The organism is Nannocystis bainbridge (genome assembly GCF_028368995.1).
Classification (GTDB): Bacteria; Myxococcota_A; Polyangia; order Nannocystales; family Nannocystaceae; genus Nannocystis; species Nannocystis bainbridge.
Map to the genome: position 1 here is coordinate 1786096 of NZ_JAQNDL010000002.1, position 23088 is coordinate 1809183.

The following is a 23088-nucleotide window of genomic DNA, read 5'->3' on the forward strand; positions in this document are numbered from 1 at the left end:
CTGTCCGCCGCGCGAAGGCCGGAGTATACCGGAGCGGTGAGCGCCGCCCAGCGTGCCTTCGCCGTGGTCATCGCCCTCGCGGCGTGCCGTCCCGCCTACACCGTAAAGGCGCCCGCCGCCGCGGCCCCGTGCCCCGAACCGGGCGCAGCAGCGGCCACGGCTGCGCCCGCGCCGCCCGCGGGCAAGGGCGAGTCCGTCGCGGCCTACCTGGCGGCCCACTACACCAAGCGCGAGGTGCGAATTCCGATGCGCGACGGGGTGCACCTGCACACGGCGATCTACACCCCCAAGGTCGCCGCCGAGCCCCTGCCGATCCTGCTCAAGCGCACGCCCTACAGCTGCAGCCCCTACGGCGAGGACAAATTCCCCGAGCGGATCGGCCCGAGCCCGATCTTCCTGCGCGCCGGCTACATCTTCGTCGACCAGGACGTGCGCGGCGCGTTCATGTCCGAGGGCGAGTTCGTCGACATGACGCCGCACCTGGCCCAAAAGATAGGCCCGAGAGACGTCGACCAGAGCACCGACGCCTTCGACACCATCGCCTGGCTGATCGCCAACGTCGCCGGCAACAACGGCAAGGTCGGCCTCTACGGCATCTCCTACCCCGGCTTCTACGCCGCCGCCGGCATGATCGACCCCCACCCGGCGCTGGCCGCCGTCAGCCCGCAGGCCCCGATCGCCGACTGGTGGTACGACGATTTCCACCACCACGGCGCGTTCTTCCTGCCGCACGCCTTCAACTTCTTCGCCTCGTTCGGCAAGCCGCGATCGCAGCCGACCTCCGCGTGGCCGCGTCGCTTCGATCACGGCACCGCCGACGGCTACCAGTTCTTCCTCGACGCCGGCCCGCTGCAGAACCTGCAGGACCACCACCTCCGCGGCGAGGTCACGACCTGGAACCATATGGTCGAGCACCCGAACCGCGACGAGTTCTGGCAGAAGCGCGACCTGCTGCCGCACCTGCGCAAGGTCGCCCCGGCGGTGATGGTCGTGGGCGGCCTTTTCGACGCCGAGGACCTCTACGGCCCGCTCAACATCTACCGCGCCGTCGAGCGCAACAACCCCGACGTCTTCAACATGCTCGTCATGGGCCCGTGGGTTCACGGCGGTTGGTCGCGCACCGAGGGCGACCGCCTCGGCGACATCGAGTTCGGCGCCAAGACCTCGCGCGAGTACCAGGAGCGGCTCGAGCTGCCGTTCTTCGAGCATTTCCTCAAGGGCGCCGGCGCCCCGCCGAGCGGCGAAGCCCACGTGTTCGACACGGGCGCGCGCCGCTGGCAGACCTTCCCCGCCTGGCCGCCGCAAGCTGTCCCGAGGGACCTGTACTTCAGGGCATATCAGTCGTTGACCAGCGGCGCCCCGCGCGAGCGCGCCGGCTTCGACCTGTTCGAGAGCGACCCAGCCCACCCGGTCCCGTACACCGCCGAGACCGCCATCGGCATGACAAAGGAGTACATGACCGAGGACCAGCGGTTCGCCGCCCGTCGGCCCGACGTGCTGGTCTACCAGACGTCGGAGCTGATCGAGGATCTGACGGTCGTGGGGCCCGTCGAGGCCGAGCTGTTCGTCTCGACCACCGGCACCGACGCCGACTGGATCGTCAAGCTGATCGACGTGCTGCCGGACGACACCGGCGCCACCAGGGGCGAGCGCGACGAAATGAAGTACGCCAAGCTCGGCGGCTACCAGATGATGGTCCGCAGCGAGGTCGTGCGCGGCCGCTTCCGCGACAGCGCCGAGAAGCCGGCCCCGTTCGTGCCGGGCAAGGTCACCAAGGTCACCGTGCCGCTGCTCGACGTGCTCCACACCTTCAAGAAGGGCCACCGCGTGATGATCCAGGTCCAGAGCTCGTGGTTCCCGCTGGTCGACCGCAACCCGCAGACCTTCGTGGCCAACATCTTCAAGGCCCAGGCCAGCGATTTCAAAAAGGCCACGCACAAGGTCCACCACGCGGCGAGCCACCCCAGCCGGGTGCGCCTGCCGGTGCTCGCCGCGGCGCCGGCGAAGTGACACGACGAACAGCGTGACGCAGGTCGCGCGGCACACCGCTTCGAAAGGACGAACCTCGCGGGTGAGGCGACAACCTCGCCCGCGAGGTCGCTACCAACCTCGCCGAAGCCACGCGGCCAACCTCGCCCGCGCGCCTGCGTCACGCTCGCGTCGTCCGGCGCGCGAACACGGCGAGGTGATGCGCGTGCTCGGCTCGGTAGCGCCGCTTCAGCCGCGCGGCCGGGAGCTTCAGCGCCTCGGTCAGCGCGCCGCTGTCGGCCAGCCCCGCGAGCCGCGGCAGGAATCGTGACACGGCGCGCACGCGGGCGTCGTCGCGTCGCGCGAGTCGGCGCGCGTTGTCGGCTGCCCACGCGTCGTAGTCGATCGAGGCAGCGAGCGCGAGCAGGCGATCGACCTCGTGCTCGCTGCGGGTGAACTCGGCCAGGTACCTGCCGACCGTCCCGTGGTGCCGCCGCTCCTCGGCGAAGCCGGCCGCCAGCAGCACGAGCCCACGCGCGGTCCCCTCGTCGAGCGCGGGCGCCAGTCGGAGCGGCGCCTCGCAGCCCGGGCACGCCTCGACCTCGTCCCCGCGCCGCCCCGGCGCCCGCGGACGCACAGACCACCGCGTCCCGCACACGTGGCAGCGCACCCGCCCGGGCCCGCGCTCAGGCATCGCTGTCCTTTGCGTCATGCCCATTCGAACATGTCGCATGAAACATGTCCATCAAGCCATGCCCCTGGAGACAGCCGCATGCACGCCGGCTCGCGCGCTCGTCCCATGCCCTCGCGGACAGCCTTCATCACGCCCGCTTCTTGAGCACGAACGTCGTCTGGCACCACTGCGGCTGCGGCGCGGCCAGCGGCGCGGCGACCCGCGGGCGGCTGTTGGGGGCCACCGTCTTGGTCGTGAGGTCCATGAAGCAGGTGGTGACCGCGATCCCGCCGGCGTCCGCGGGCGCGAGCTTGAGGAACGCGATGGTGTTGCTGATCTCGGTGCCGAAGTGGTACGCGCGCAGGTTCGGCGGGCCGGACGGGCCGCCCGGGTAGGCCAGCGGGAACGTCAACACGCCCTTGTCCTGCACGTCGAACGCCCGGGCGCCGATCGACTCCATGGTCGGGATCATGCACGCCGGCGAGCTGACGAGCTCCCACACCTTGCGGTCTTTGGCGGCGTCGAGCTCGAGCAGCCGGCTGTGGTGCACGTCGCCCGACAGCACCAGCACGTCGTACGGCGCGTTCGTCAGCGCTCGCCAGATCCGCGAGTACTCGCCCGGGAAATCGGGCGGCTGGTAGTCCATCCAGTTGCCGCGACCGATCCACAGCGGCTGGCCGAACAGCGCGATGCCGGGCGCCTCGAGGTTGGCGGCCCAGCGCTCGAACGCCACCAGCTCGGCCTCGCTGGTCATGCGCGGGCTCTGGGTCTTCATGATCGTGCGACCGGCCCGCAGATCGAGGGCGAAGCACGACACCGGCGGGATGTCGAAGCGGTACGAGAGGCCCGCGCGGGCCGCCGGGGGCGGGTTCAGCACCGCCTGGAACAGCTTGAGCGCGCCGAGGCCGGCCGCGGTGTAGTCGGCGCGCGTGTTCGCCATGCTGCGCGCCAGGTGCACCTGCCACTCGGGGAAGTTGTTCCACAGCTCGTGGTCGTCCCACAGGCAGAAGGTCGGCAAGTACGACAGCACGTCGGCGTAGCCGCTGCGCCAGTAGTACTGCAGATAGCGCCCGACGGTCTCCTCGGCCCCGCTGCGCGCCTGCCCCGGCGCGGCGCCGACGTCGACGTAGATGTTGTCGCCGACCAGCAGCTTGGCCGCGAGCGGCCCGTAGCTCGGCGCGGCCTGCAGCAGCTGCAAGTAGTCCTTGTGGCGGCCGAACGCCTCGTAGTAGCAGCTCGCCAGCGCCAGCGAGATGCCGGCCTTCGGCAGCGTCGCCGGGAACGTCTTGACGTGCACCGGCCGCTCGCCCGGCGCGCGCAAGTGGTAATCGGCGCCCGGCCGCAGGCCGCTCGCGTCGCACACCCACAGCGACAGCCCGGCCTTGCGCACGTGTTGATCGACGCGCGAATCGCCGGCCATGTGCGCGCGGATCTGCAGCGCCGGCGCGGGTCCGCCCTGCAACGCCTCGATCGTCACCGCCGGCTGCGCGTCGCCGTCACAGATCACGAGCGCGCGCAGGCGATCGGTGCTGACGGCGCCAGGGATGATGCGGACCGGCACGGAGGACTCGTGGCTCCACCGTAACGCAGGCGCCGCAGCGGCTCAACCGGGACTTGCCTCGGCGCGCGCACTCGTGGCACGAGAAGAGGTCGTGCCTGCGATCGTCCGCGAGGGTCAACGCGTGGTCTTCGACGAGCTCGGCCGCAGCGGGGGCCGCGTCGTCGTGCTCGCCCATAACTTGCTCGCCGGTCGCGGCAGCTTCGCCGCCGTCGCCGCGCAGCTCGCCACCCGCGCGCGTGTCGTCAACGTCGACCTGCGCGGCCACGGCGACAGCCGCGGGACCTCGCGGGCGTTCTCGACCGCCGATCTGGCCGCCGACCTCGCGGCGGTGCTGGACGCGCTCGCGGTGCGCGACGCGATCGTCGTCGGCACCTCGCTCGGCGCCGCCGCGGCCGTCGAGCTGGCGCGCGCGCGTCCCGAGTTGGTCGGCGCGCTGGTGCTGATCGCCGCCAACCCGCACGCCGCGAGCGCGCGCGACCGCGTCACCTTCGCCGCGCTGGCGACGATCCTGCGCACGCTCGGCCCGGGCCCGGTGCTCACCAGCGTGCTCGCGGGCCTGCACGCGCCCGACGCCGCCGCCGACGTGCGCGGCGCGACCACGGCCCACCTGCAGGCGATGGACCGCCGCGACATGGCCCGCGCGGTGTGGGCCTGGATCGCCCGCCCCGCCCTGCTGGCCCACCTCGACGGCCTCCGCCTGCCCGCGCGCGTGGTCGTGGGCGCCGCTGACGCTCCCGCCCTCGCGACCGCGGGGCGCGTGCTGGCCGAGCGCCTCGGCGCCGAGCTGTTCACGATCGCCGGCGCCGGACACACGGTCCAGGCCGAGCGCCCGCGCGAGGTCGCGGCGATCGTCGAGGGGCTGCTCGCCACGACAGGTCCCTGAGGACATGTCTGTTCGAGCATGGCTTCACCGACATGTCTTCACGGACATGTTACCGAGGTCATGTCTGTGAGGACGCGCTTCCGTGCCTGCCGGCGTCGCGCGACTCCGCCGCTCACCAGGTCGGCGGCGCCAGCGAAGTGCCGACCTGGAAGCGCGGGGCGCCGGTGGCTTGATCGATGGCGAGCAGCATGCCCGGCTTGAACGCGTAGATCGTCTGCGCCGGCGAGCTCGGGTGCGAGGCGAGCAGCAGGGAGCGCGTATAAAACCAGTTCTCGCTGAAGTCGGCCGACACGCGCGGCATGTCGCCGCGCCAGATGCTGCGCGCCCACTGCAGCTCGCCGGTGCGCGCGATCGAGGCCACGATCTCGGTCACCTCGGTGCGCTGCTCGACCTTCTTGGCCTCGAACGAGGTCGCCGACGGGTTGTTCTGGCTGGTCACGTTGCGGTAGGCGGTCATGTCGAAGAAGGCGCGCGGCCACGACAGCTCGTAGTTCACGATCGACGGCTTGAAGTCGATGCCGCCCGAGTACGGATCCGGCAGGCGGACCATCAGCCACTTGTCGTCCTCCTGGCGGAACACGATGTCGCTGATGTGGAGCATCACCGAGCGCTTGGGATCGCCGTCGGTGGTCCGCATGTCGGAGCACCAGGCGTTGCCGGTCCGCTTCATCTGGGTCTTGCTGTAGCGGCCGCAGACCTCCGGCGGATAGCCGCGGCTGTGATCGTCGGCCGGGTACGGGGTCGGATCGGCGTGGGCGTTCTGCAGCGGGCTGATGACCTTCAGATCGCTGTCGCGGTCGTCGCCTGCGTGGAAGCACCCGGCCGGCCGATCGCTGCGCACGTCGGCCAGCACGCCGGCGGCGCTGAGCATGACGCCGCCGTCGCGCTCGTCGGCGATGCCGAGCCAGAAGTTGCCGTCGACCAGGCACGCGGCGCCCGTCAGCGCCGGAATCTGCGCCGGGAGGTCGCCGGTCTTGACCGAGCCGCCGCCCTCGGCGATGAGCATCCACTTGCGGTTCGCGGCGACGAGGTAGACGCCAGGGCCGGCGAGCGCCGCCGCCACGGCCGGCACGCGCTCGCCCCTCCGCCAACCGTCGCTGCGCACCAGGTCGTCCGGCACCGGGCCGGTCGCGGCGTGCCACAGCACGCGCCCCGTGGCCTCGTCGAGGGCGATGAACTTGCCCTCGGCGCCCTCGTGGATCCACCCCGCGACCTTGCCGTCGGCCGTGCGGGCGGGGATCGAGGCCCAGGCCGCGCCGGGCAGCACGACCGGCGCGGGATCGATCGCAGGCACCGACCAGGTGTCGACCACCGGGCCCTTCAAGTAGGTCTCTTCGTAGCCCTCGCGCCACAGCAGCGAGCACATCGCCGCCGAGGTCGCGCTGACGACGAGACTTCCGATCAACAGGACGCGCATGGCGGGCTTCATGGCGGCGACTATAGCGACAAGGCGCGCGCGAGGGAGCGCAGCGGCGAACGCGGAGCCCGCCACCGGCGACTACGCCACGAAGGAAGGGCAGATCGAAAGCGAGCGCCTGCGTGACCTGCGTGGCCCGCGTCTGTCCCTTCAAGCAGGTCGAAGCAGAGACATGTCCTTCGGGACAGGCTTCATGACATGTCTCTCCGGACATGTTCGATCCACCGCTCGGCCGCGAGCCGCGGGGAATCATCTGTCTCTTCAGACAGGCCGAACGCTGCGCGCGGCACACCGCCCTCGCCTGTCCTCCAGGCGAAGCGGTCGGCGCCCTCGCGGACCGCTTCAGGCCGCGCGCGCGAGCCGCTGGATCAGCGCCCGCCGCTCGGCGCTGACGGAAGGCCGGCGCAGGAACTTGACCATGTCGTCGAGGCCCGACAGCGTCAGCTGGAACATCGGGAACACCCGCGCGATCTCGGCGATGGTGCCCGAGCGCCACAGGCTCGGCTGCTCCGGGTTGAGCCACACCGAGCGCGGGAAGCGGTCGGCGAGCCGCGCCAGCCACGACAGGCCCGAGGGGCCGCGGTTCGACTCCCACCAGTCGCCGCTCGTCATCGTCAGCTCGCCCGGGTGCATGTACGCGTCGCCGACCAGGATCACCGTCCACTTGTGGTCGAGCTCGCGCAGCAGGTTGCTGGTGAGCACCGGCTTGCGGAACTGGGCGTCCTCGTAGACGCGGCCGTACACGCAGTTGTGAAAGTAGTACGAGCGCAGCTCCTTGAAGCGGCCGCCCTGGTGGGCCGCGCTGAACAGGCGCGAGACCAGGTGCGCGTGCGGGTCCATGCTGCCGCCGACGTCGAGCAGCAGCATCGTCCGCACCTGGCTGTGGCGCTCGGGCGTCAGCACGACCTCGATGTCGCCGCAGTTGCGCGCGGTCGCGTCGATGGTCTCGTCGAGGTCGAGCTCGAGCTTGCCGTCCTCGCGCGACAGTCGACGCAGGCGCCGCAGGGCCGCGGCGATCTGGCGGGTGTCGAGCACGACGTCCTTGCGGAACTCCTGGAACCGGCGCGCGTCGGCCACGGCCAGCGCCGAGCGCCCGCCGCCCTGCCCGCCCACGCGGATCCCGGCCGGGTTCTGCCCGCCCTGGCCGAACGGCGAGGTGCCGCCGGTGCCGACCCACGTGTTGCCGCCGTCGTGGCGCTCCTTCTGCCGCTTGAGCCGATCCAGCAGCTCCTGCCGCAGGGTCTCGAGGTCGAGGCTCTGCAGCGCGGCGCGGGTCGCCTCGTCGAGCTCGCCGAGCGCCTTTGGATCCTGCAACCACGCCTCGAGCCCCGCGAGCAGGCCGCGGAGGTCGGCCTCGACGCCGCGGAAGACCTCGCCGAACACGCGGTCGAAGTCGTCGTAGTGGACCTCGGACGAGACCAGCAGGCAGCGCGCGACCTGGTAGAAGCCGTCGAGCGAGTTCTGATGCAGCCCGCGCGACAGCGCGTCGATCAGCGCCAGCCAGTTGTGCGTGCTGACCGGCACGCCGCGCGAGCGCAGCGCGTAGAAGAACTCGAGGAACAGCGCCCCGCCGGGCGATTGGTAGGGGGTCGCGAACATGGCCTCAGGACCCAGTCCTCGCCTTCAGGCGACGGCCGACGTTTTCGATGTCCTGCTCCTTCTTGAGCAGGGTGCCGAGGAAGGGGATCTTCGCTCCCAGGAGCTTGGCGGGGTCCATGCCCGACAGGCGCAGCGCCGAGAGCCAGTCGATGAGCTCGCTGGTGCTCGGCGGCTTGCGCAGGCCCTCGACGGCCCGCAGGGTGTAAAACGCCTCGAGCGCGCCGGCGAGCAGCTTGTCCTCGACGTCCGGGTGGTGCACGCGGACGATCCGCGTCATGAGCGCCTTGTCCGGGAACTCGATCCAGTGGAACACGCACCGGCGCAAGAAGGCGTCGGGCATCTCCTTTTCGTTGTTGCTGGTGATGATCACGATCGGCCGCTGACGGGCCGCGACGATGGCGCCGGTCTCGGGGATGGTGAACTCCATCGCGTCGAGCTCATGGAGCAGGTCGTTCGGAAACTCGAGGTCGGCCTTGTCGATCTCGTCGATGAGGACCACCACCCGCCGCTCGCTGGCGAACGCGCGGCCGAGCGGCCCCATGCTGATGTAGCGAGAGATGTCGCGCACATCACCGTCGCCGAACCGCGAGTCGTGCAGGCGGCGTACCGCGTCGTACTGATACAGTCCATCGACGGCTTTCGTCGTCGATTTGACATGCCAGCGCTCCAGTGGACACTCGAAGAAATTGGCGATATCTCGCGCCAGAAGCGTCTTCCCGGTGCCGGGCTCGCCCTTGACGAGCAGCGGCCGGCCGAGCGCGACGGACACGTCGACCGCGCGCGCCAGTTCGGGGGAGACGATGTACTCGGAAGTCCCTGAGAAGCTCTGCACTTCCGAAGAGCTTGGCACAACCACCGGCCCGATCATGTCCGTCCCCCGCGTACGAACCTCACGCCCCGCCTGGCTGGCCGCCCTCGCCGGCTTCGCCTTGCCGCTCGGTCCCACCGCCGCCCTGCTCACGCTCGGGCCCAGCTGCGACGAGGAGGACGTCGAGGACGCGTACGTCGCGGTGCCCCTGCCGCAGGCCGCCCGCGAGGCCGCGCACGCCGACGACGAGCTCGAGGTCGACGCCGACGACGTCCTGCTGCCGCCGATCGCGGCCGCCGAACCCGGTGAAGCTCCGCCCGCGACGAAGCCCGAGGTCGCGCTGCGGCCGCTCCCGCTCGGCATCCGCGGGGCCGGGCGGACCATCATCGCCTACGCCGCCCCGCGCCACGGCAGCGACATGCGCGGCCGCATCGACGGCGGCAGCACCTTCGCCATCTACGAGCTGGTCGAAGGGACAGATTGCCCCGGCGAGGGCTGGGCCCGCGTCGATCACCAGGGCTTCGTCTGCCTCAAGAACGCGATCGCCGACGAGCGCGCGCCAGCGCTGCAACCGCTGATCCCCGAGGGCCTGCTGGTGCCCTTCATCTACGCCAAGCCGAGGGCCGACCGTCACGGCAACTTGCTGGTCGAGGTGCCCCGCTTCAAGAGCAAGTTCGCCCTGACCCAGGGCGCCGAGCCGCTCGAGATCCTGGCCGCCAATCACCAGTACGCGTTCGTCGAGGAGATCCAGATCCCCGGCCACGGCAAGGTGATGCTCGACGAGAACGAGCAGGTGGTCCCGCTCGACGGCCTGAAGTTCGAGAAGCCGAGCGAGTTCACCGGCCGCGAGCTGGCCGTCCGCCCGATCCCCGCCGGCCTCGCCGCGGCGTGGGTCATCTCCCGCGAGGCGGTGCTGCGGCGCCAGCCGAGCCTCAAGGCCGCGATCGAGGGCCCGCTCGAGTACCACCTCGCGCTCGACGTGAAGCCCGAGCCGCAGCGCGGCGGCGGGGCCCGCTGGCTCGAGATCCCCGAGCATTTCGGCCCCGGCGAGTCGGCGTGGGTCGAGGCCGACAAGCTGCGGCTGTGGGTCGCCGGCCCGGCGCTGAGCGACATCCGCGACGACGAGACGTGGGTCGACGTCGACGTCGGCCAGCAGACGCTCGCGGTGATGCGCGGGCAGCAGCCGCTGTTCGTGACCCTGGTGTCGAGCGGCACCGGCCACAAGCCCAACACCGCGACGCCGCGCGGCGTGTACCGGATCCGCAACAAGCTGGCCTACGGGCCGATGCGCAACCGCGCCGAGGACGCCGAGGACTCGCCGTACCACGTCGAGGCCGTGCCGTGGGTGCAGTACTTCTACCGCCGCTTCGCCCTGCACGGCGCGTACTGGCACGACGGCTTCGGCCACCGCAAGAGCCACGGCTGCGTCAACCTGTCGCCCCGCGACGCCCGCTACGTGTTCGAGAAGACCGGCCCGCACCTGCCGCCCGGCTGGATGACGGCCTACGAGCACGGCGAGCACCCCGGCAGCGTGGTGCGCGTGCGCAAGGGCCTGGAGCCGTCCCCCGATCGCCGCACCGAGGTCGACCCCGGCGGCGACGACGAGGTCCTGATCGCCCGCGCCGAACCGGGTGTCTGAGCGGACAGGTCGCCAGGGGCAGGTCTGAAGAGACATGTCCTACGGGGCATGTCCGTGGAGACATCCTCTGGCGGCCACCGGGGCCGTCGGTCGCTCGGCGTAAGCTGTCCGTGAGGACATGCGCGAAGAGCCCTGTCCGTCGGGACAGGGCTCTTCAGACATCACGCGCTCGCCGGGGCCAGATCACTTGGGCGGCGGCGGCAGGTCGCCCAGACCCTCGCGCGGCGGCTTGCTCGGCTTGATGGTCTTCTTCGGCTCTTCCTTGGGCGGCTCGGGCTTCGGCGTGGTCTTCTTCGGCGTCGTCGTCTTCTTCGGCGTCGTCTTGGCCGGCTCGGGCGTCGGCGTGGTCGCCGGCGGCGTGGTCGCCGGCGGCGTGGTCGCCGGCGGCGTGGTCGCCGGCGTGGTGGCAGGCGGCGTGCCGGCGGGCGGCGTGGTCGCCGGCGGCGTGCCGACGGCCGGGGGCACGCCCGCGGCAGGCGGCGTGCCGGTCGCGGGATCGACCACCGGCGGCGTCCCGGCGGCGACCGGCGTCGGCGTCGCGGGCGGCGCGGTCTCGACGGGCGCGGCGTTGGCCGTCTCCTCGGACGCGCTATTGCCCAGGAACGCGGCATAGGCCGCGCCGCCGCCGAGCACGACCACGGCGAACAGCACGATCAACCACGACGGCATGCCGGGGCTGAGGTTGCTGGCCATCCGCTCGGGCCGCTCGCGCGAAAGGTCGGGCATGCTGTCGAGGCCGCCGACGAAGGTGCGCCCTCCCGCCTCGGGCTTGGCGTGGCTGCCGGTGAACTCGAACACGGTGCGCGAGCCGCCGGTCTGCAGCTCGTCCATGCGCGCCTTGCCGGGCGGCGGCGGCACCGGGCCCGACTGCGGGTGGTGATGCGGCTGCTGCATCGGCTGCTGCGGCGCCTGTCCCTGGGGATAGCCGCCCTGCGGATACTGCCCCTGCTGCGGGTACTGCCCCTGCTGCGGGTACTGCCCCTGCTGCGGGTACTGCCCGGGCTGCTGGGCGGCCATCGGCACCTGTCCCTGGGGATAGGCGCCCGGCGGCGGATGCTGCGCCTGCGGGTGCGGGTGCTGGCCTGGCTGCGGCGCCGCGCCCGGGTGGGGCTGCGAGGAGCCGGGGAGCTGCACTGCCACGCCGAGCTGTGCGGGCACGTACTGCGGCTGGGCGGGGTTCTGCGAGCTGCCCAGGGGTACGGTAGAGGACGGCGGGTGCTGATTCACAGGCGAAGACTCCTTGGGCCGCAGCGAGTGTGCCACGCGGCCGCGCCCCGAGCGAGGAATCCGCGTCGGAGACGGACGCGCCAAGGCGCGCGCGACTTTTGCTAGATTCGCCGGCGATGCGTGAGTCAGGCGGACGTTTCATCGCCATCGAGGGGATCGACGGGAGCGGCACGACGCTGCAGACGCGCGCGCTGGCGCATTGGCTCCGCGAGCGCGGCCACGAGGTGCTCGAGACCCGCGAGCCCAGCGGCGGCCCGATCGGCAGGCTGATCCGCGAGCGCCTCCACGTCGACGCCGCGCCGATCGATCCGGCCGCGCTGGCCCTGCTGTTCGCCGCGGATCGCCTCGAGCACATCGCGCACGAGATCGATCCGGCCCGCCGCCGCGGCCAGGTCGTGCTCACCGATCGCTATCTCCTGTCCTCGCTGGCCTACCAGTCCCTCGACTGCGATCTCGAATGGGTCCGCACGATCAATCAAGCGGCCCCGGCGCCCGATCTCTACGTGTTCCTCCGCGTGCCCGCCGAGGTGGCGTTCGCCCGCGTCCAGCGTCGCGCCGCCGAGGGCGCCGCGGTCCACGAGCGGTTCGATGCGCTCGAGCTGCAGCGCCGCGTGGCCCGCCTCTACGACGCCGCCGTCGAGCGTGGTGACCTCGGCGAGATCGTGGTCCTCGACGGCACCCTGCCCCCCGATCAAGTCACGGCCCAGCTCGGCGAGGTCTGCGCTCAGCGCGGGCTGTAGCCCCGCGGCCGCGGACCCGAGCTCGCGGCGCGGCTCGGGCGATCCGTGGGTGATCCCGGGCCGAGGCCCCGTTCGGTCGGTCTGCGGGCCCGCAGACCCCGTTGCGCGGCGCCACGCCCGCGGACTACCATGCCGCCGATGATCGACTACGCCGTGCTGTGCAGAGCCATCGAGGACTGGAAGGCGGGCAACGCCCTCAACATCCCCGCGTCGAGCCCCGTGCTGGTCGCGACCGAGACCGTGGTCGACAGCTACGAGGGGGACGACGCCGGCGACGAGGAAGTCGTCGAGACCGATGTCGACGCCGGTGAGGCGGATGTCGACGCCGGCGAGCACGAGGTCGACTCCGGCGAGGGCGAGGGCGACGTCGAGGTCGAAGGCGAGGCCGAGGCCCAGCAGCACGACCGGACGTACGTCTATCAGATGCCCGAGATCGTCGACGAGGAAGAGCAGGCCTGAGCTCCCGCCTGGCTGAACGAGCATGTCCGTGAGAGCATGTCCCCGGGGACATGGCGCAACGGACCTGTGATGAAGGGCCTGTCCGCGAGGACAGGCCCTTCGCGCTTCATGCTCCAAGGGACGCGTCCTTCGCTGGCGGGGCTGGCGAACTAGGCCCGGGTTCGAGCCCCGCAAGACGCCAAGCGTTCGCTCGCGGTGGGCCATTCGCTCACCGCCGGTTTGGGCGGCCCGAAAACACGAAGAGCGCCCGGCAGTGCCTGCCGGACGCTCCCTGCCCTCGCCGGCGCGCCGGCTCAGGTGCTCGTCAGCGCCAGCACGGCGACCGCGGCGATCACCAGCACGACGATGACGATGATCAGCGCCTTGGAGCCGCCGCCCGCGCCCTCGGCCGCCTCGGCGGTGGCGAACACCGACTCGGGCGGGTTGGCCGGCGTGGCGGCGGTCACCGTCGGCTTGGCCGGCTCGGACTGCGGCTTGGGCGGGGCCGTGAGGCCGCCGAAATCGAAGCTCGAGTTTCCGGCGAAGCTCGGCAGGTCGGGCGGCGGCTGCGGGACCGCGGCCTCGGCGGGCGCCGCCGGCTCGGGGTCGGAGCCGCGGAAGCGCGAGCCGAACGACGTCATCTCCTCTGTCCCGGGGGGCAGGTCGGCAGCCGGCTCGCTGGCCCGCGGGCGGGCCTGCTGGGCCGCGGCCGTCGGGGCGAAGGCGACGACGGTGCCCGAGTCGGTGGTGACCTGGCCGTCGTAGAACTCGGGATCGGTCGCCGGCGGCTCGGCCTTCGGCTCCTCTTTGCCCTGCAGCTCGGCCTCCATGAACATGGTCCAGCCGCGCGAGCTCGGCGCGCCCCCAGCGGCCCCAGCGGCCGGTTCGGCGGCCTTCTCGGGCGCGGGCGCCGGAGCGGCGGCCGTCGGCGGGGGCGCGCCGGGCAGCGAGTCGTTGAGCTCCTCGAGCATCGTCCAGCCGCGCGTGGTCGGGCTGGCCGGCGCCGGGGCGCTGGCCGCTGCGGGCGTGGTGACGGCCAGCGCGGCCGCGTCGGCCTCGGGCTCGTCCATGATCATCGTCCAGCCGCGCGTGCTCGGCTTGACCTCGCCGGTCGGGGTGACCGGTGCTGCGGCTGCGGCCGGCTGGACCGGGGCCGGCGCGGGCGTCGGCGCGGCCACGAAGGCAGGCGCGGCCATCGGGGCCGGCGCGACGGGCGACGGGCCGCCCATCGGCACGCCCGGCGCGGCAGCGCCGCCGGACTCGCCGTCGGTCGCCTCCATGAACATCGTCCAGCCGCGCGTGCGCGGCTTGGCGGTCTGGGCCCCGGCGCTGGCGCTGGGCGTCGCGGCCGGCGGCGCTGCGAGGTTCGGCGCGGACAGGCTCGGCGGGTTCACGCCTGGCGGGGCGAAGGTCGGGGCCGAAAGGGTCGGCGCCGCGACGCCCGGGGGCTTGCCGATCGACGGCGGGGCCAGCAGCGGCGGGGCGCCGAGCTTGGGCCCGACGCTGGGCGGCGCGGCGATCGCCGGCTTGGCGGCCGCCGGGGCGACCGGGGCCGGTTCAGGGGTGGGCGTGGCAGCCGGCCCGCTGGGGGCCGCGCGATCCGGGTCAAGCGCGTCGGGGTCGTGCATAGGGTCGTCCTGCTGGTCACGCGGGAAGTCGCGGACGATGTCGCCAAGATCGCCGAGGAACTTGGTCAGCGCCGGCCGCGCCTTGGGATCCTTCGCCAGGCCCGCGAACAGCGGCGCGGGCATCGAACTCTCGGGCGGGAGGCTGGCGGCGTGCTGCAGCAGCGCCGTGCCGGTGTCCTCGGTCGTGAACAGCGACTGGCCCTTGAGCAGGCGGTACGTCAGCGCCGCGAGGTTGTACACCAGCGTGCGCTCGTCGATGTTCTTGCCCTCGACCTGCTCGGGCGCGATGCAATCGATGGCGCCGAAGCTGACGCCGCCCTGGGGGTCGCCGACAGCGAAGTTGAAGAGCCGCACGTCGCTGCCGCTGCGCAGGATCGAAGCGGCGCCGAGGTTGCGGTGCACCACCCCGACCTTCTGCGCGGCCGCCAGCGCGACGGCGACATCCTCGACGATCCCGACGACCTCGCCCGGCGCAATGCTGCCGGCGTTCGCCAGTGGGACCCCGTCGAGGCGCTCGTGGACCTCGTAGATGCCGCCCTGCGACATCTTGCCGGTGTCGATCACCCGCACGATGTGCGGCGACTGGACCTTCTCGAGCTGCCGCAGCTCGCGGAGGCTGCGCTCGAGCGCCACCGGCGAGACGAAGCACCCGGCCGCGTACACCGTGACCTCGACCCGGCTGCCGCCGAGGTCCGTGGCCTCGTAGCTCACGCTGCCGTCGCGCTCCCGCACCACCGCGCCGAGGGTGTATGTCCCGTCGATCACTGTTCCCGGTGAGAGAGTTGGCGCGCCGGTGGTCGCTGTCGTCATGGGTTCTCCAGCAGGGGGGGAAGTCGCGCTCCGAGACTATGCGCTGCTAGGTAGTTGATCAAGCGCACAGCGGGCCCGGCGCCCGGCGACCAGGGCGACCTTGGCATGGTTCAGTCGCGACGAAAACCGAGAGGCCGTGCGACCCCGCCCCTGGGCCCCACGGTTCGTTGCGGTTCGCAGATCCGCCCGATCCCCGAAATCGGGGATCGGACACGACGAACCGCGAACTCCCGTGGAAGCTCATCGGCGGCGTCACCGCGGCGATCTCGCGCGCAGGCGTGCGCCTGGTTGTGACAGGTCGAGCCGGGCTCAACCCTTCGCCGGCGCAGCGCCCTTGGGCGCCGTCTTGCCGGGCTCGCCGAGAGCCGCGAACAGCTCCGTGGCGGAAAGCGTGCTGTGCTTGCCCAGCTTCATCTTGCGAGCGTGGCCAGCGTTCTTGTTTCGACGAGCGCGCTTGCGCTTGGTGACTGCTGTGAAGGAAGCCATCAGAGGTCCTGTTTGCGGGAGGGCGGAGGGATAACCGGGCTTATCGGGCTTGTCAACCGCGGGCACGAGGGCCCGGTCCGCCCCCTGCCCGTCCGGTCCAGGTCATTCGGCGCGTGAGAACACCCGCTCGACCGCCAGCACGCCGGTGATGTCGCGCAGCGTCGCCATCAGCGACGACAGCTGCTTGAGGCTGCGGACGGTGGTGTGGAAGGTGTTGATGGCGCGCCGTCCGCTGTCGTAGGCGCGGCAGTTGGCCTGCTTGATGTTGATGCCGTGGTGCGAGAAGGCCCGGCTCATCTCGGCGAGCAGGCCGACGGTGTCGGTGGTGCGGACCTCGAGCGTGACCGGCCCGTCGATCTCCAGGCCGGTCTCCCAGGCCAGGTGGAGGCGGCGCTCGGCGATCCGGCCGAGCGCCTCGGGACAGCCCTCGACGTGGGCCGCGATGCCCTTGCCCGGGACGAAGTAGCCGATCAGCGGATCGCCCGGCAGCGGCGAGCAGCACGGCGCGAGCTGGATCATCGGCGCCCCGGAGGTGCCGGCATCGATGCGCTCGCGCGTCACCATCAGCGGCGATCCCGGCGCACCTTGCCCCGGGGCCAGGCGGCCGAAGCCCGGCAGCTTGGGCCCCGGCTTCTTGCCCGACATGCGCCGCAGCACCCGCTTGAACAGGTTGTCGTCCTCGTCGGCGACCGGCGCGAGGGCGTCGGCGACCACCGCCGGCGTGACCTGGCCGGCGCCGAGGGCCTCGTACAGCCCGTCCTCGGTGCGCAGGTCCTTGGGCAGATCGAGGTCGGCGATCCGGCCCGCCAGCGGCCCCTGTGCCTCGAATTCGGCCAGCTTGCGCCCGCGCCCGGCCAGCTCCGTGTCGAGCAGGCTGCGGCCGAGCGCGCGCAGGCGGCCGCGCTCCTGCTGCCGCAAGTACTGCTTGATGCGGGCCTGCGCGCGCGAGGTCTGGCACATCTTGAGCCACTCCTTGCGCACCGCCGGGTTCGGCGTGGTGATGATCTCGATCGTGTCGCCCTGCCGCAATTGATAGCGGAGCGGCACCATGTGGCCGTTGATCCGCGCGGCCGAGCAGTGGTTGCCGAGGTCGGTGTGGATCGCGAACGCGAAGTCGATCGGCGTCGCCCCGCGCGGGAAGGTGTGGATGTCGCCCTGCGGCGTGAACACGAACACCTCGTCGGCGAACAGGTCGGCCTTGACCGCGGCGATGAACTCGTGCGGGTCGGAAACCTCGCCCTGCCAGTCCATCAGGCTCTTGAGCCAGGTGAGGTTCTGCCAGCCCTTCGAGCCGGCGCGGTCGCGTCGCCACTCCGAGACGATGCCCTTCTCGGCGACGTCGTCCATGCTCTCGCTGCGGATCTGCAGCGTCAGCCGGACCCCGTGGGCCATCACCGCGGTGTGCAGCGCCTGGTAGTGGTTTTGCCGCGGCAGCGCGATGTAGTCGCGGAACCGGCCCGGCACCGGCGTGAAGCGGCCGTGGACCACCCCGAGCGCGGCGTAGCAGCCGGCGCGGTCGCGGGTGATGATGTGGAAGGTGACGAGGTCCGAGACCTGGTCGACGCCCTCGTCTTGCTCTTCGGACAGGCGGTAGACCTGGTACGGCCGGCGCACGCTGGCCCGCACGCTGGCCCGCCCGAACAGCCCCTCGGGCCAGTCGACGCGCTCGTCCTCGGACGGGTCGACCGGCGCCGGCGCGACCGGCCCGGCCGGCGGCAAGAAGGCCGCCTGCAGCTCGGCCAGGCCGCGGGCCACGAAGTCCGGCGCGCCGGCGAACAGGCCGTCGATCTTGCTCTGCACGCCGTCGTAGATCGCCGGCTCGAGGTAGCGGAACGACAGGTCCTGCAGCTCGGTGCGGATCCACTGGATGCCGAGCCGGTTGGCCAGCGGCGCGTAGATCTCCATCGTCTCGCGGGCGATCCGCTGGCGCTTCTCGCCCGGCATGTGCTCGAGCGTCCGCATGTTGTCGAGCCGGTCGGCGAGCTTGACCAGCAGCACGCGGATGTCCTGGCTCATCGCCAGCAGCATCTTGCGGAAGCTCTCGGCCTGCTGCTCCTGACGCGACAGGTACGGCACCTTGCCGAGCTTGGTGACGCCGTCGACGATGCTGGCGATCTCGCCGCCGAACTGCTCGGTCAGGTCGAACACCGAGAGGTCGCTGTCCTCGACCGCGTCGTGCAGCAGCGCCGCGATCACGCTGCTGGTGTCGAGGCCGAGGCGCGCGATCGTCTCCGCGACCCGCAGCGGGTGCGTCAGGTACGGCTCGCCGCTCTTGCGCGCCTGACCGGCGTGGCACTTCTCGGCCAGCGAGAACGCCTGCTCGACCGCGCTCGTGTCGGTCACGCCATGGTCGCGCAGCTCGGCCAGCAAGGGGCCCACGCTCGGCTCGGACGGCCTGTCGCAGACGACCTCGCTCACGCGCCCTCCTTGTCGCCGCCACCGCGGGTGATGCCCAGCACCTGTTGGCCCGACAGCACCGCCTCGGCGGCGCTGCGCTGGCGGGCGCAGCGCTGGCCCTCGGCGATGTAGATCGCGCGCAGGGCCGCGTAGGCGCGGTCGAGGTCGTCGTTGACGATCACGTAGTCGTACTCGCCGTAGTGGCTGAGCTCGTCGCGGGCGACCCGCAAGCGGCGCTCGATGACCTCGGGCGCGTCGGTGTTGCGGGACTGCAGCCGCCGCTGCAGCTCGCCGAGCGACGGCGGCAGGATGAACACCAGCACCACGTCGCTCGGGAAGCAGCGCCGCAGCTGGCGCCCGCCCTGAAAATCGATGTCGAACAGCAGGTCGGTGCCGCTGCCCAGCGCCTCGCGGACCAGCGGCGCCGAGGTCCCGTAGTTGTTGCCGTGGACCAGCGCGTACTCGGCGAACTCGTCGCGCGCGACCATCGCCGAGAAGTCGTCGTGGTCGACGAAGAAGTACTCGCGCCCGTGGACCTCGCCGGCGCGCGGCGGCCGCGTCGTATACGAGACGCTGAACTGGACCTGCGGGAACTCGTCTCGCAGGCGCCGGCAGAGGGTCGTCTTACCGGCTCCAGAAGGGCTTGAAACAACGAGCAGCAAACCTTTGTAATCACTCGACATTCTGAACCTGCTCACGAATGCGTTCCACGTCTCCCTTGGCGGCGATGACGAGCGCGGAGCCGGTGTGGCTCGTGATCTTGCTGCCGATCGTGGTCAGCTCGCGGAACAGCTCCTGCGCCAGGAAATCCAGGACCTTGCCCTGCCCGACCTGCGGCGGGGCGTCGAGGGTCGCGCGCAGCTGGCCGAGGTGGCTGTCGATGCGCGCGAGCTCCTCTTCAATGTCCCCGCGCTGGACCAGCGCGGCAACCTCCTGGGCCAGGCGCTCCGGCGGCGGCGGACTCACGCCGGCCTTGTCGCACAGGGCCGTGACCCGCTCGCGCAGGCGCGTCAGCAGCCGCTCGGCCTCGCCGGCGCGGGCGGTCTGCAGCGCCGCCGCGTGGCCCTGGAGCGCCCCGGCGAGCTCGCGCAGGGCCGACTCGAGGGCCGCGCCTTCCTGCTCGCGCATGGCGCACAGGCCGTCGAGGGCCAGGTCGACGAGGTCGTCGAGCTCGGCCGGCGCGCTGCTCGGAGCCTCCCCGGCGCCGCCGCTGCGGGCCGCGAGCAGCCGCAGCACGTCGAGCGCGGTGAACGGCGCCAGCGCCCCGCCGCCGATCGTGCCCGCGTGGACCTCGATCTGCCGCGCCTGCGCCAGCACCTCGGCGACCCGGTCGAGCTCCGCGGGTCCGAGCGCCGCGGCCCCGAGCGCCGCTTGCAAGTGGACGTAGACGTCGACGCGACCGCGTCGGAGTCGCGCCTCGACCTTGCGCCGCAGCGCGTGTTCGGCTGCCGCGCCGAACGGCTGGCGGATCTTCACCTCGAGGAAGCGCTGATTGACGGAGCGAAGCTCGACCCCGAGCCGCATCGGTTGTCCGGCGATCTCGGTGACACAGCTGGTCGCGCCGAACCCTGTCATGCTGCGAAGCGGCACCTCTGCTCACTATCGCCTCCGCGCCCTCCGCCGCAAGTTGTGGCGAAAGCCGGGGCCCCTCGCACCGACGCGTCGGTGGCCTGCGGATCGCCTGCAGGCCCGCACGAAGGGCTACCGCCGGGGGCGCCCGAGCGCCTATGCTCCTGCCCGCGCATGGTCCGAGCTCGCGAGATCCCCGCCCGCGGCGCGTGGGCCCTGTCGGCGATCCTCGCCGTCGGCCTCGCCGTCCCGGCCCGCGCCGCCGGGCCCTCGGCCTCGCCCGATCCGGGCGGACCTGCCCCCGGGCCTGCCGTCACCGCCGCGGCCCCCGCCGCTCCGGTCGCCACCCCGGCGCGCCCGGCCCACCCGCGCCTCAGCGAGCGCGTGCCGGTGCGGCGCTGGGCGCTCGGCGTCGAGGGCGTCGGCATGCAGATCCCTCCGCTGCGCCCGCGGGTCGTCGATCTCGACGCCCGCTACCTCGGCAACTCGGTCGCCGCCGGCGGCGTCGGCGCGCTGGGGCGCTTTCGCGTTCGCCCGCCGCTCGCCCTCGAGCTCGCCGTGCGCTCGGGCTCGGTGCGCTACCGCAGCGGCGACGATCTCATCTCGCAGGACCTGCTCATGGCCGAGTTCGGCGCCCTGCTCTTCCTCGCGCGCGGCGACATCGGCCACTTCGCGCTCGACGCCGGCGTCGGCGGCCTCGCGCACGCGATCCGCTACGAGCTCGAGGGCGGCCGCGCGGGCACCCAGATCGTCGGCGCCTTCACCGTCCGGGTCGGCGCCGACCTCGAGCTGCTGCTCGGTCGCATCGCCCTGACCTTCTCGCTCCGCGGCTACGGCGTCGTCACCGACGTGGCCCGCACCCGGGCCAGCGGCCCCTTGTTCGCCGGCGAGACCGCCGCGCGGAGCCAGGCCCCGCTGCCGCGCCACCAGACCCACCTGCTCGGCTCGGCTGGCGTCTTGTACAGGTTCTAAAGCACATTGCCCGCAGGACATGCCCCAAAGAGCATGTCGTAAAGGCCCTCAGCGATCGCCGGCCTGATCGGCCTCGGCGTCGAAGCGGGCGAACATCTGCTCGAGCCCGCGGTAGCGGAGGCCGGCCTCCGCGTCGTCTTGATGCGCGGCGCCGGCGTCCGGCGCGGTCGGGAACAGGAGGTGTAGGAACAGGATCCACGTCGCCATTTGCTTGCGCTCCTCGTGTTGACTCGCTAGTAGCAGCGTGTCGCACCCGCCTCAACAATTCGGCAAATCGGCGTAGAACGCCCGTAGGACGCCGATTCAGCCGCGAATTCCCGAACGCATCCCGGCCGCCGCGCTTGGCGTCCGCCGATCTCGAGCGAGAAGTCGCCGGCCCCGCGGATCGCAGAATCTTTGACACGCGTCGCCGCGCGCACGCGGGCGTGTCGCTCGCACGCGCCGTGCGGCCTCGTCGCCGCGCCGGCGCAGCGTCGCTCACGTCACGAGCATGAGCGGGCCTCGCACCGCGCCTTCACGTCGTCACGGCTCGTGGATCCACGCGTCGTCGGTGCGGCCCGGCGCGAAGCCCAGGCGATCGAGCCGCGGCAGATCGTCGACGAACTGCACCCCCGTCAGCGTGCGCGCCAGCAGCGTCACCGCCAGCGGCGCGTGCAGCACGATCGCCGGGCGCAGCTCGCCGAGCCGCGTCGCTATCGCCTGCTTCGCCCGATCGCGATCGATGCGGGTCAGCGCCGCGCGGTAGGTGTCGATCGCCGCGTCCAGCGTCTGGTCGGCCACCCCGGTCAGGTTGTGCGCGCCGCGGCTGTGGAACCACGGGTAAAGATCGACATCGGTGCCCGAGGCCAGCCGCGCCAGCGCCACGCTGAACTTGCCGCCGCGCAGCAGGTTCGCCTGTACATAAGGCCAGCTCGCCGTCACGCTCGGCGCCTGCACCCCGAGCAGCTTCCACGCCCCGCGCAGCGCCCGGGCCACGCCCGTCGCCAGGCCCGGGCTCGCGTCCCACGTCAGCGGCAGGCGCAGCATCACGCCCTGCCGGCGCCTCAGGCCGCGCTCGTGGATCCACCCCAGCTCGTTGAGGATCGCGTCGGCAGCGGCGCGCCCGCTCGCGTCGGCCGTCGCTGCCGGCCGCGCCAGCAGCGGTCCGAGGCCGGCCTCCGCGTCGCGGCCCTCGGCCAGCGCCACCAGATCGATCGGCGCCGGCGCGTGGAGATCGACCGGCGCCGTCAGCGGCAGACCGGGCAGCCCGTAGACCTGCAGCGCCAGCTCGCCGCGCGGGGCCGCGAGGTCGAGCGCCGCGCGCATCCGCGGCCCCGACTGCGGCCCTTCCCGCAGGTTAAAGAGGAGCAGGTCGAAGCGCGCCGGGCTGACCAGATACGCCGCGAAGCGGGCCGCCATCGCCGGCTTCGCCAATTCCTTCGGCACGTGGATCGGCGCCACCTCGGCCAGCACGTGGACCTCCGCCCGGCGCAACGCCGTCAGCGCCGCCGCCCCGTCGTCGATCGCGCGCAGCACGATCCGCCCTGCCAGTCCTGGCGCCTTGCTCGTGCGCTCGAGCATCAGGTGGACATCGTCGCCGGCGACGAAGCGGAACGGCCCCGAGCCGATCGGCTGATCGGGCTGCGCCACCCGTCCGCGCGGCACGATCTTGATCGCCGCGATCTTCTCGAGCACCAGCGGATCGTCGTGCTCGAACACCAGCCGCAGCCACCGACCCGAGCTGTCCTTCGGGCCAGATGGCGGCCCGTCCGCCGGCACCGCCGCGCGCAGCCCGTCGAGGCCGTGACGCTGACGCAGCCCCTGCCCGCGCGACCCCAGCCACTGGTTCACGCTGAGCAGCGCGTCCTCGCGCGTCACCGCCGAGCCGTCGTGGAACTGCGCGCCCTCGCGGAGGTGACACACCACCCCGCGGCCGGCCGGGTCGTGGTCGACCTCGCAGCGGTCCGCGAGCGCCATCTCGATCCAGGGGGCGCTGTCCCCCTGGCGCCGGACCAGGCCCTCGAACAGCAAGTCGTCGACCACGCGCTGGCCCCACGGGTCGAGCTCCGTGAACGGGTCGAGGCTGGCGGGCAGCCGGCGCACCGCCACGACCACCGTGTCCTCGGCCGAAGGCGAGATCACCGGGGTCTGCGGGCGGACTTCGCTCGGACCCGCGGCGGGGACCACCTCCGCGGGAGGACTGCTGCAGGCCCCCGCGAGCGCGAGGCACGCCGCCGCCAGGGATCGCAGGACGGGCAGCATGCCCCGCCCTCTCGGTCTTCGGCGGCGGACCG

19 protein-coding genes are annotated in these 23088 nt (G+C 72.3%); 6 read left to right on the top strand and 13 right to left on the bottom strand.

From position 1 onward, the window contains the following. Positions 1 to 36: 36 nt before the first annotated feature. Positions 37 to 2010, top strand: coding sequence for a CocE/NonD family hydrolase (locus POL25_RS24720; protein WP_272088617.1), 1974 nt, complete (start codon positions 37 to 39; stop codon positions 2008 to 2010). Between the two features lie 139 nt (positions 2011 to 2149). Here the strand turns inward: POL25_RS24720 and POL25_RS24725 are convergent, their stop codons facing one another. Both POL25_RS24725 and POL25_RS24730 read right to left on the bottom strand, forming a co-directional pair. Beyond that, positions 2150 to 2680: a hypothetical protein gene (locus POL25_RS24725; protein ID WP_272088618.1), complete on the bottom strand. Its 531-nt coding sequence runs from the start codon at positions 2678 to 2680 to the stop codon at positions 2150 to 2152. Between the two features lie 109 nt (positions 2681 to 2789). Next, a complete protein-coding gene (locus POL25_RS24730) occupies positions 2790 to 4202 on the bottom strand; it encodes a metallophosphoesterase family protein (RefSeq protein WP_272088619.1) in 1413 nt (470 codons plus the stop codon). A 91-nt stretch (positions 4203 to 4293) separates the two neighbouring features. Between POL25_RS24730 and POL25_RS24735 the strand changes: the two genes are divergently transcribed. After that, on the top strand, positions 4294 to 5085 hold the full coding sequence (locus tag POL25_RS24735; protein WP_272088620.1) for an alpha/beta fold hydrolase: 792 nt from the start codon (positions 4294 to 4296) through the stop codon (positions 5083 to 5085). A gap of 112 nt (positions 5086 to 5197) precedes the next feature. Here POL25_RS24735 and POL25_RS24740 read toward each other — a convergent pair whose 3' ends face one another. The 3 genes from POL25_RS24740 to POL25_RS24750 all read right to left on the bottom strand — a co-directional run bounded on the left by POL25_RS24740 (position 5198) and on the right by POL25_RS24750 (position 8969). Beyond that, the gene (locus POL25_RS24740) at positions 5198 to 6514 is read right to left on the bottom strand and encodes a hypothetical protein (RefSeq protein ID WP_272088621.1); all 1317 of its coding nucleotides are present in this window, start codon (positions 6512 to 6514) and stop codon (positions 5198 to 5200) included. A gap of 330 nt (positions 6515 to 6844) precedes the next feature. Continuing rightward, a complete protein-coding gene (locus POL25_RS24745; RefSeq protein WP_272088622.1) occupies positions 6845 to 8101 on the bottom strand; it encodes a vWA domain-containing protein in 1257 nt (418 codons plus the stop codon). Between the two features lie 4 nt (positions 8102 to 8105). Next, positions 8106 to 8969: an AAA family ATPase gene (locus POL25_RS24750; protein ID WP_373372106.1), complete on the bottom strand. Its 864-nt coding sequence runs from the start codon at positions 8967 to 8969 to the stop codon at positions 8106 to 8108. Between POL25_RS24750 and POL25_RS24755 the strand changes: the two genes are divergently transcribed. After that, positions 8968 to 10548, top strand: coding sequence for a L,D-transpeptidase (locus POL25_RS24755; protein WP_272088624.1), 1581 nt, complete (start codon positions 8968 to 8970; stop codon positions 10546 to 10548). The genes POL25_RS24750 and POL25_RS24755 overlap by 2 nt on opposite strands. 183 nt (positions 10549 to 10731) lie before the next feature. On the opposite strand, the gene POL25_RS24760 is transcribed toward POL25_RS24755, so the two are convergent. Next, on the bottom strand, positions 10732 to 11775 hold the full coding sequence (locus tag POL25_RS24760) for a flagellar basal body-associated FliL family protein (protein ID WP_272088625.1): 1044 nt from the start codon (positions 11773 to 11775) through the stop codon (positions 10732 to 10734). Positions 11776 to 11891: 116 nt separating this feature from the next. Between POL25_RS24760 and tmk the strand changes: the two genes are divergently transcribed. Together tmk and POL25_RS24770 are read left to right on the top strand one after the other, a co-directional pair. Then, positions 11892 to 12515 (top strand): dTMP kinase, encoded by a 624-nt coding sequence (gene tmk, locus POL25_RS24765; RefSeq protein ID WP_272088626.1) that lies wholly within the window; start codon positions 11892 to 11894, stop codon positions 12513 to 12515. 138 nt (positions 12516 to 12653) lie between these two features. Beyond that, the gene (locus tag POL25_RS24770) at positions 12654 to 12974 is read left to right on the top strand and encodes a hypothetical protein (RefSeq protein ID WP_272088627.1); all 321 of its coding nucleotides are present in this window, start codon (positions 12654 to 12656) and stop codon (positions 12972 to 12974) included. Between the two features lie 293 nt (positions 12975 to 13267). On the opposite strand, the gene POL25_RS24775 is transcribed toward POL25_RS24770, so the two are convergent. From POL25_RS24775 to POL25_RS24795, 5 genes are all read right to left on the bottom strand, one after another. After that, a complete protein-coding gene (locus POL25_RS24775) occupies positions 13268 to 15391 on the bottom strand; it encodes a serine/threonine protein kinase (RefSeq protein WP_272088628.1) in 2124 nt (707 codons plus the stop codon). A 309-nt stretch (positions 15392 to 15700) separates the two neighbouring features. After that, positions 15701 to 15877, bottom strand: a complete 177-nt coding sequence (locus tag POL25_RS24780) for a hypothetical protein (protein WP_272088629.1) — start codon at positions 15875 to 15877, stop codon at positions 15701 to 15703. 102 nt (positions 15878 to 15979) lie between these two features. Further along, positions 15980 to 18295, bottom strand: a complete 2316-nt coding sequence (locus POL25_RS24785; protein WP_272088630.1) for a RelA/SpoT family protein — start codon at positions 18293 to 18295, stop codon at positions 15980 to 15982. Further along, entirely contained in the window at positions 18292 to 18957 is a 666-nt protein-coding gene (gmk, locus tag POL25_RS24790) for a guanylate kinase (protein ID WP_272088793.1), read from the bottom strand. Before gmk ends, POL25_RS24785 begins: the two co-directional genes overlap by 4 nt. Further along, positions 18947 to 19849, bottom strand: coding sequence for an endoribonuclease YicC domain-containing protein (locus tag POL25_RS24795; RefSeq protein ID WP_272088631.1), 903 nt, complete (start codon positions 19847 to 19849; stop codon positions 18947 to 18949). The genes gmk and POL25_RS24795 overlap by 11 nt, the downstream gene beginning before the upstream one ends. A gap of 168 nt (positions 19850 to 20017) precedes the next feature. On the opposite strand from POL25_RS24795, the gene POL25_RS24800 reads away from it, so the two are divergent. Beyond that, on the top strand, positions 20018 to 20815 hold the full coding sequence (locus tag POL25_RS24800; protein ID WP_272088632.1) for a hypothetical protein: 798 nt from the start codon (positions 20018 to 20020) through the stop codon (positions 20813 to 20815). Positions 20816 to 20863: 48 nt separating this feature from the next. Here the strand turns inward: POL25_RS24800 and POL25_RS24805 are convergent, their stop codons facing one another. Further along, positions 20864 to 21022 carry a hypothetical protein gene (locus POL25_RS24805; RefSeq protein WP_272088633.1) on the bottom strand — a complete coding sequence of 53 codons (159 nt, stop codon included), beginning with the start codon at positions 21020 to 21022 and terminating at the stop codon, positions 20864 to 20866. 315 nt (positions 21023 to 21337) lie between these two features. Beyond that, complete coding sequence (locus POL25_RS24810) at positions 21338 to 23056, bottom strand: ABC transporter substrate-binding protein (protein WP_272088634.1); 1719 nt, start codon at positions 23054 to 23056, stop codon at positions 21338 to 21340. Positions 23057 to 23088 lie beyond the last annotated feature (32 nt).

Bases quoted from the DNA above. Each gene is read 5' to 3' on its own strand.
- POL25_RS24725 (WP_272088618.1), bottom strand. From the start codon at position 2,680: ATGACGCAAAGGACAGCGATGCCTGAGCGCGGGCCCGGGCGGGTGCGC.
- POL25_RS24740 (WP_272088621.1), bottom strand. From the start codon at position 6,514: ATGAAGCCCGCCATGCGCGTCCTGTTGATCGGAAGTCTCGTCGTCAGC.
- POL25_RS24745 (WP_272088622.1), bottom strand. From the start codon at position 8,101: ATGTTCGCGACCCCCTACCAATCGCCCGGCGGGGCGCTGTTCCTCGAG.
- POL25_RS24755 (WP_272088624.1), top strand. From the start codon at position 8,968: ATGTCCGTCCCCCGCGTACGAACCTCACGCCCCGCCTGGCTGGCCGCC.
- POL25_RS24750 (WP_373372106.1), bottom strand. From the start codon at position 8,969: ATGATCGGGCCGGTGGTTGTGCCAAGCTCTTCGGAAGTGCAGAGCTTC.
- tmk (WP_272088626.1), top strand. From the start codon at position 11,892: ATGCGTGAGTCAGGCGGACGTTTCATCGCCATCGAGGGGATCGACGGG.
- POL25_RS24770 (WP_272088627.1), top strand. From the start codon at position 12,654: ATGATCGACTACGCCGTGCTGTGCAGAGCCATCGAGGACTGGAAGGCG.
- POL25_RS24775 (WP_272088628.1), bottom strand. From the start codon at position 15,391: ATGACGACAGCGACCACCGGCGCGCCAACTCTCTCACCGGGAACAGTG.
- POL25_RS24780 (WP_272088629.1), bottom strand. From the start codon at position 15,877: ATGGCTTCCTTCACAGCAGTCACCAAGCGCAAGCGCGCTCGTCGAAAC.
- gmk (WP_272088793.1), bottom strand. From the start codon at position 18,957: ATGTCGAGTGATTACAAAGGTTTGCTGCTCGTTGTTTCAAGCCCTTCT.
- POL25_RS24795 (WP_272088631.1), bottom strand. From the start codon at position 19,849: ATGACAGGGTTCGGCGCGACCAGCTGTGTCACCGAGATCGCCGGACAA.
- POL25_RS24800 (WP_272088632.1), top strand. From the start codon at position 20,018: ATGGTCCGAGCTCGCGAGATCCCCGCCCGCGGCGCGTGGGCCCTGTCG.
- POL25_RS24805 (WP_272088633.1), bottom strand. From the start codon at position 21,022: ATGGCGACGTGGATCCTGTTCCTACACCTCCTGTTCCCGACCGCGCCG.
- POL25_RS24810 (WP_272088634.1), bottom strand. From the start codon at position 23,056: ATGCTGCCCGTCCTGCGATCCCTGGCGGCGGCGTGCCTCGCGCTCGCG.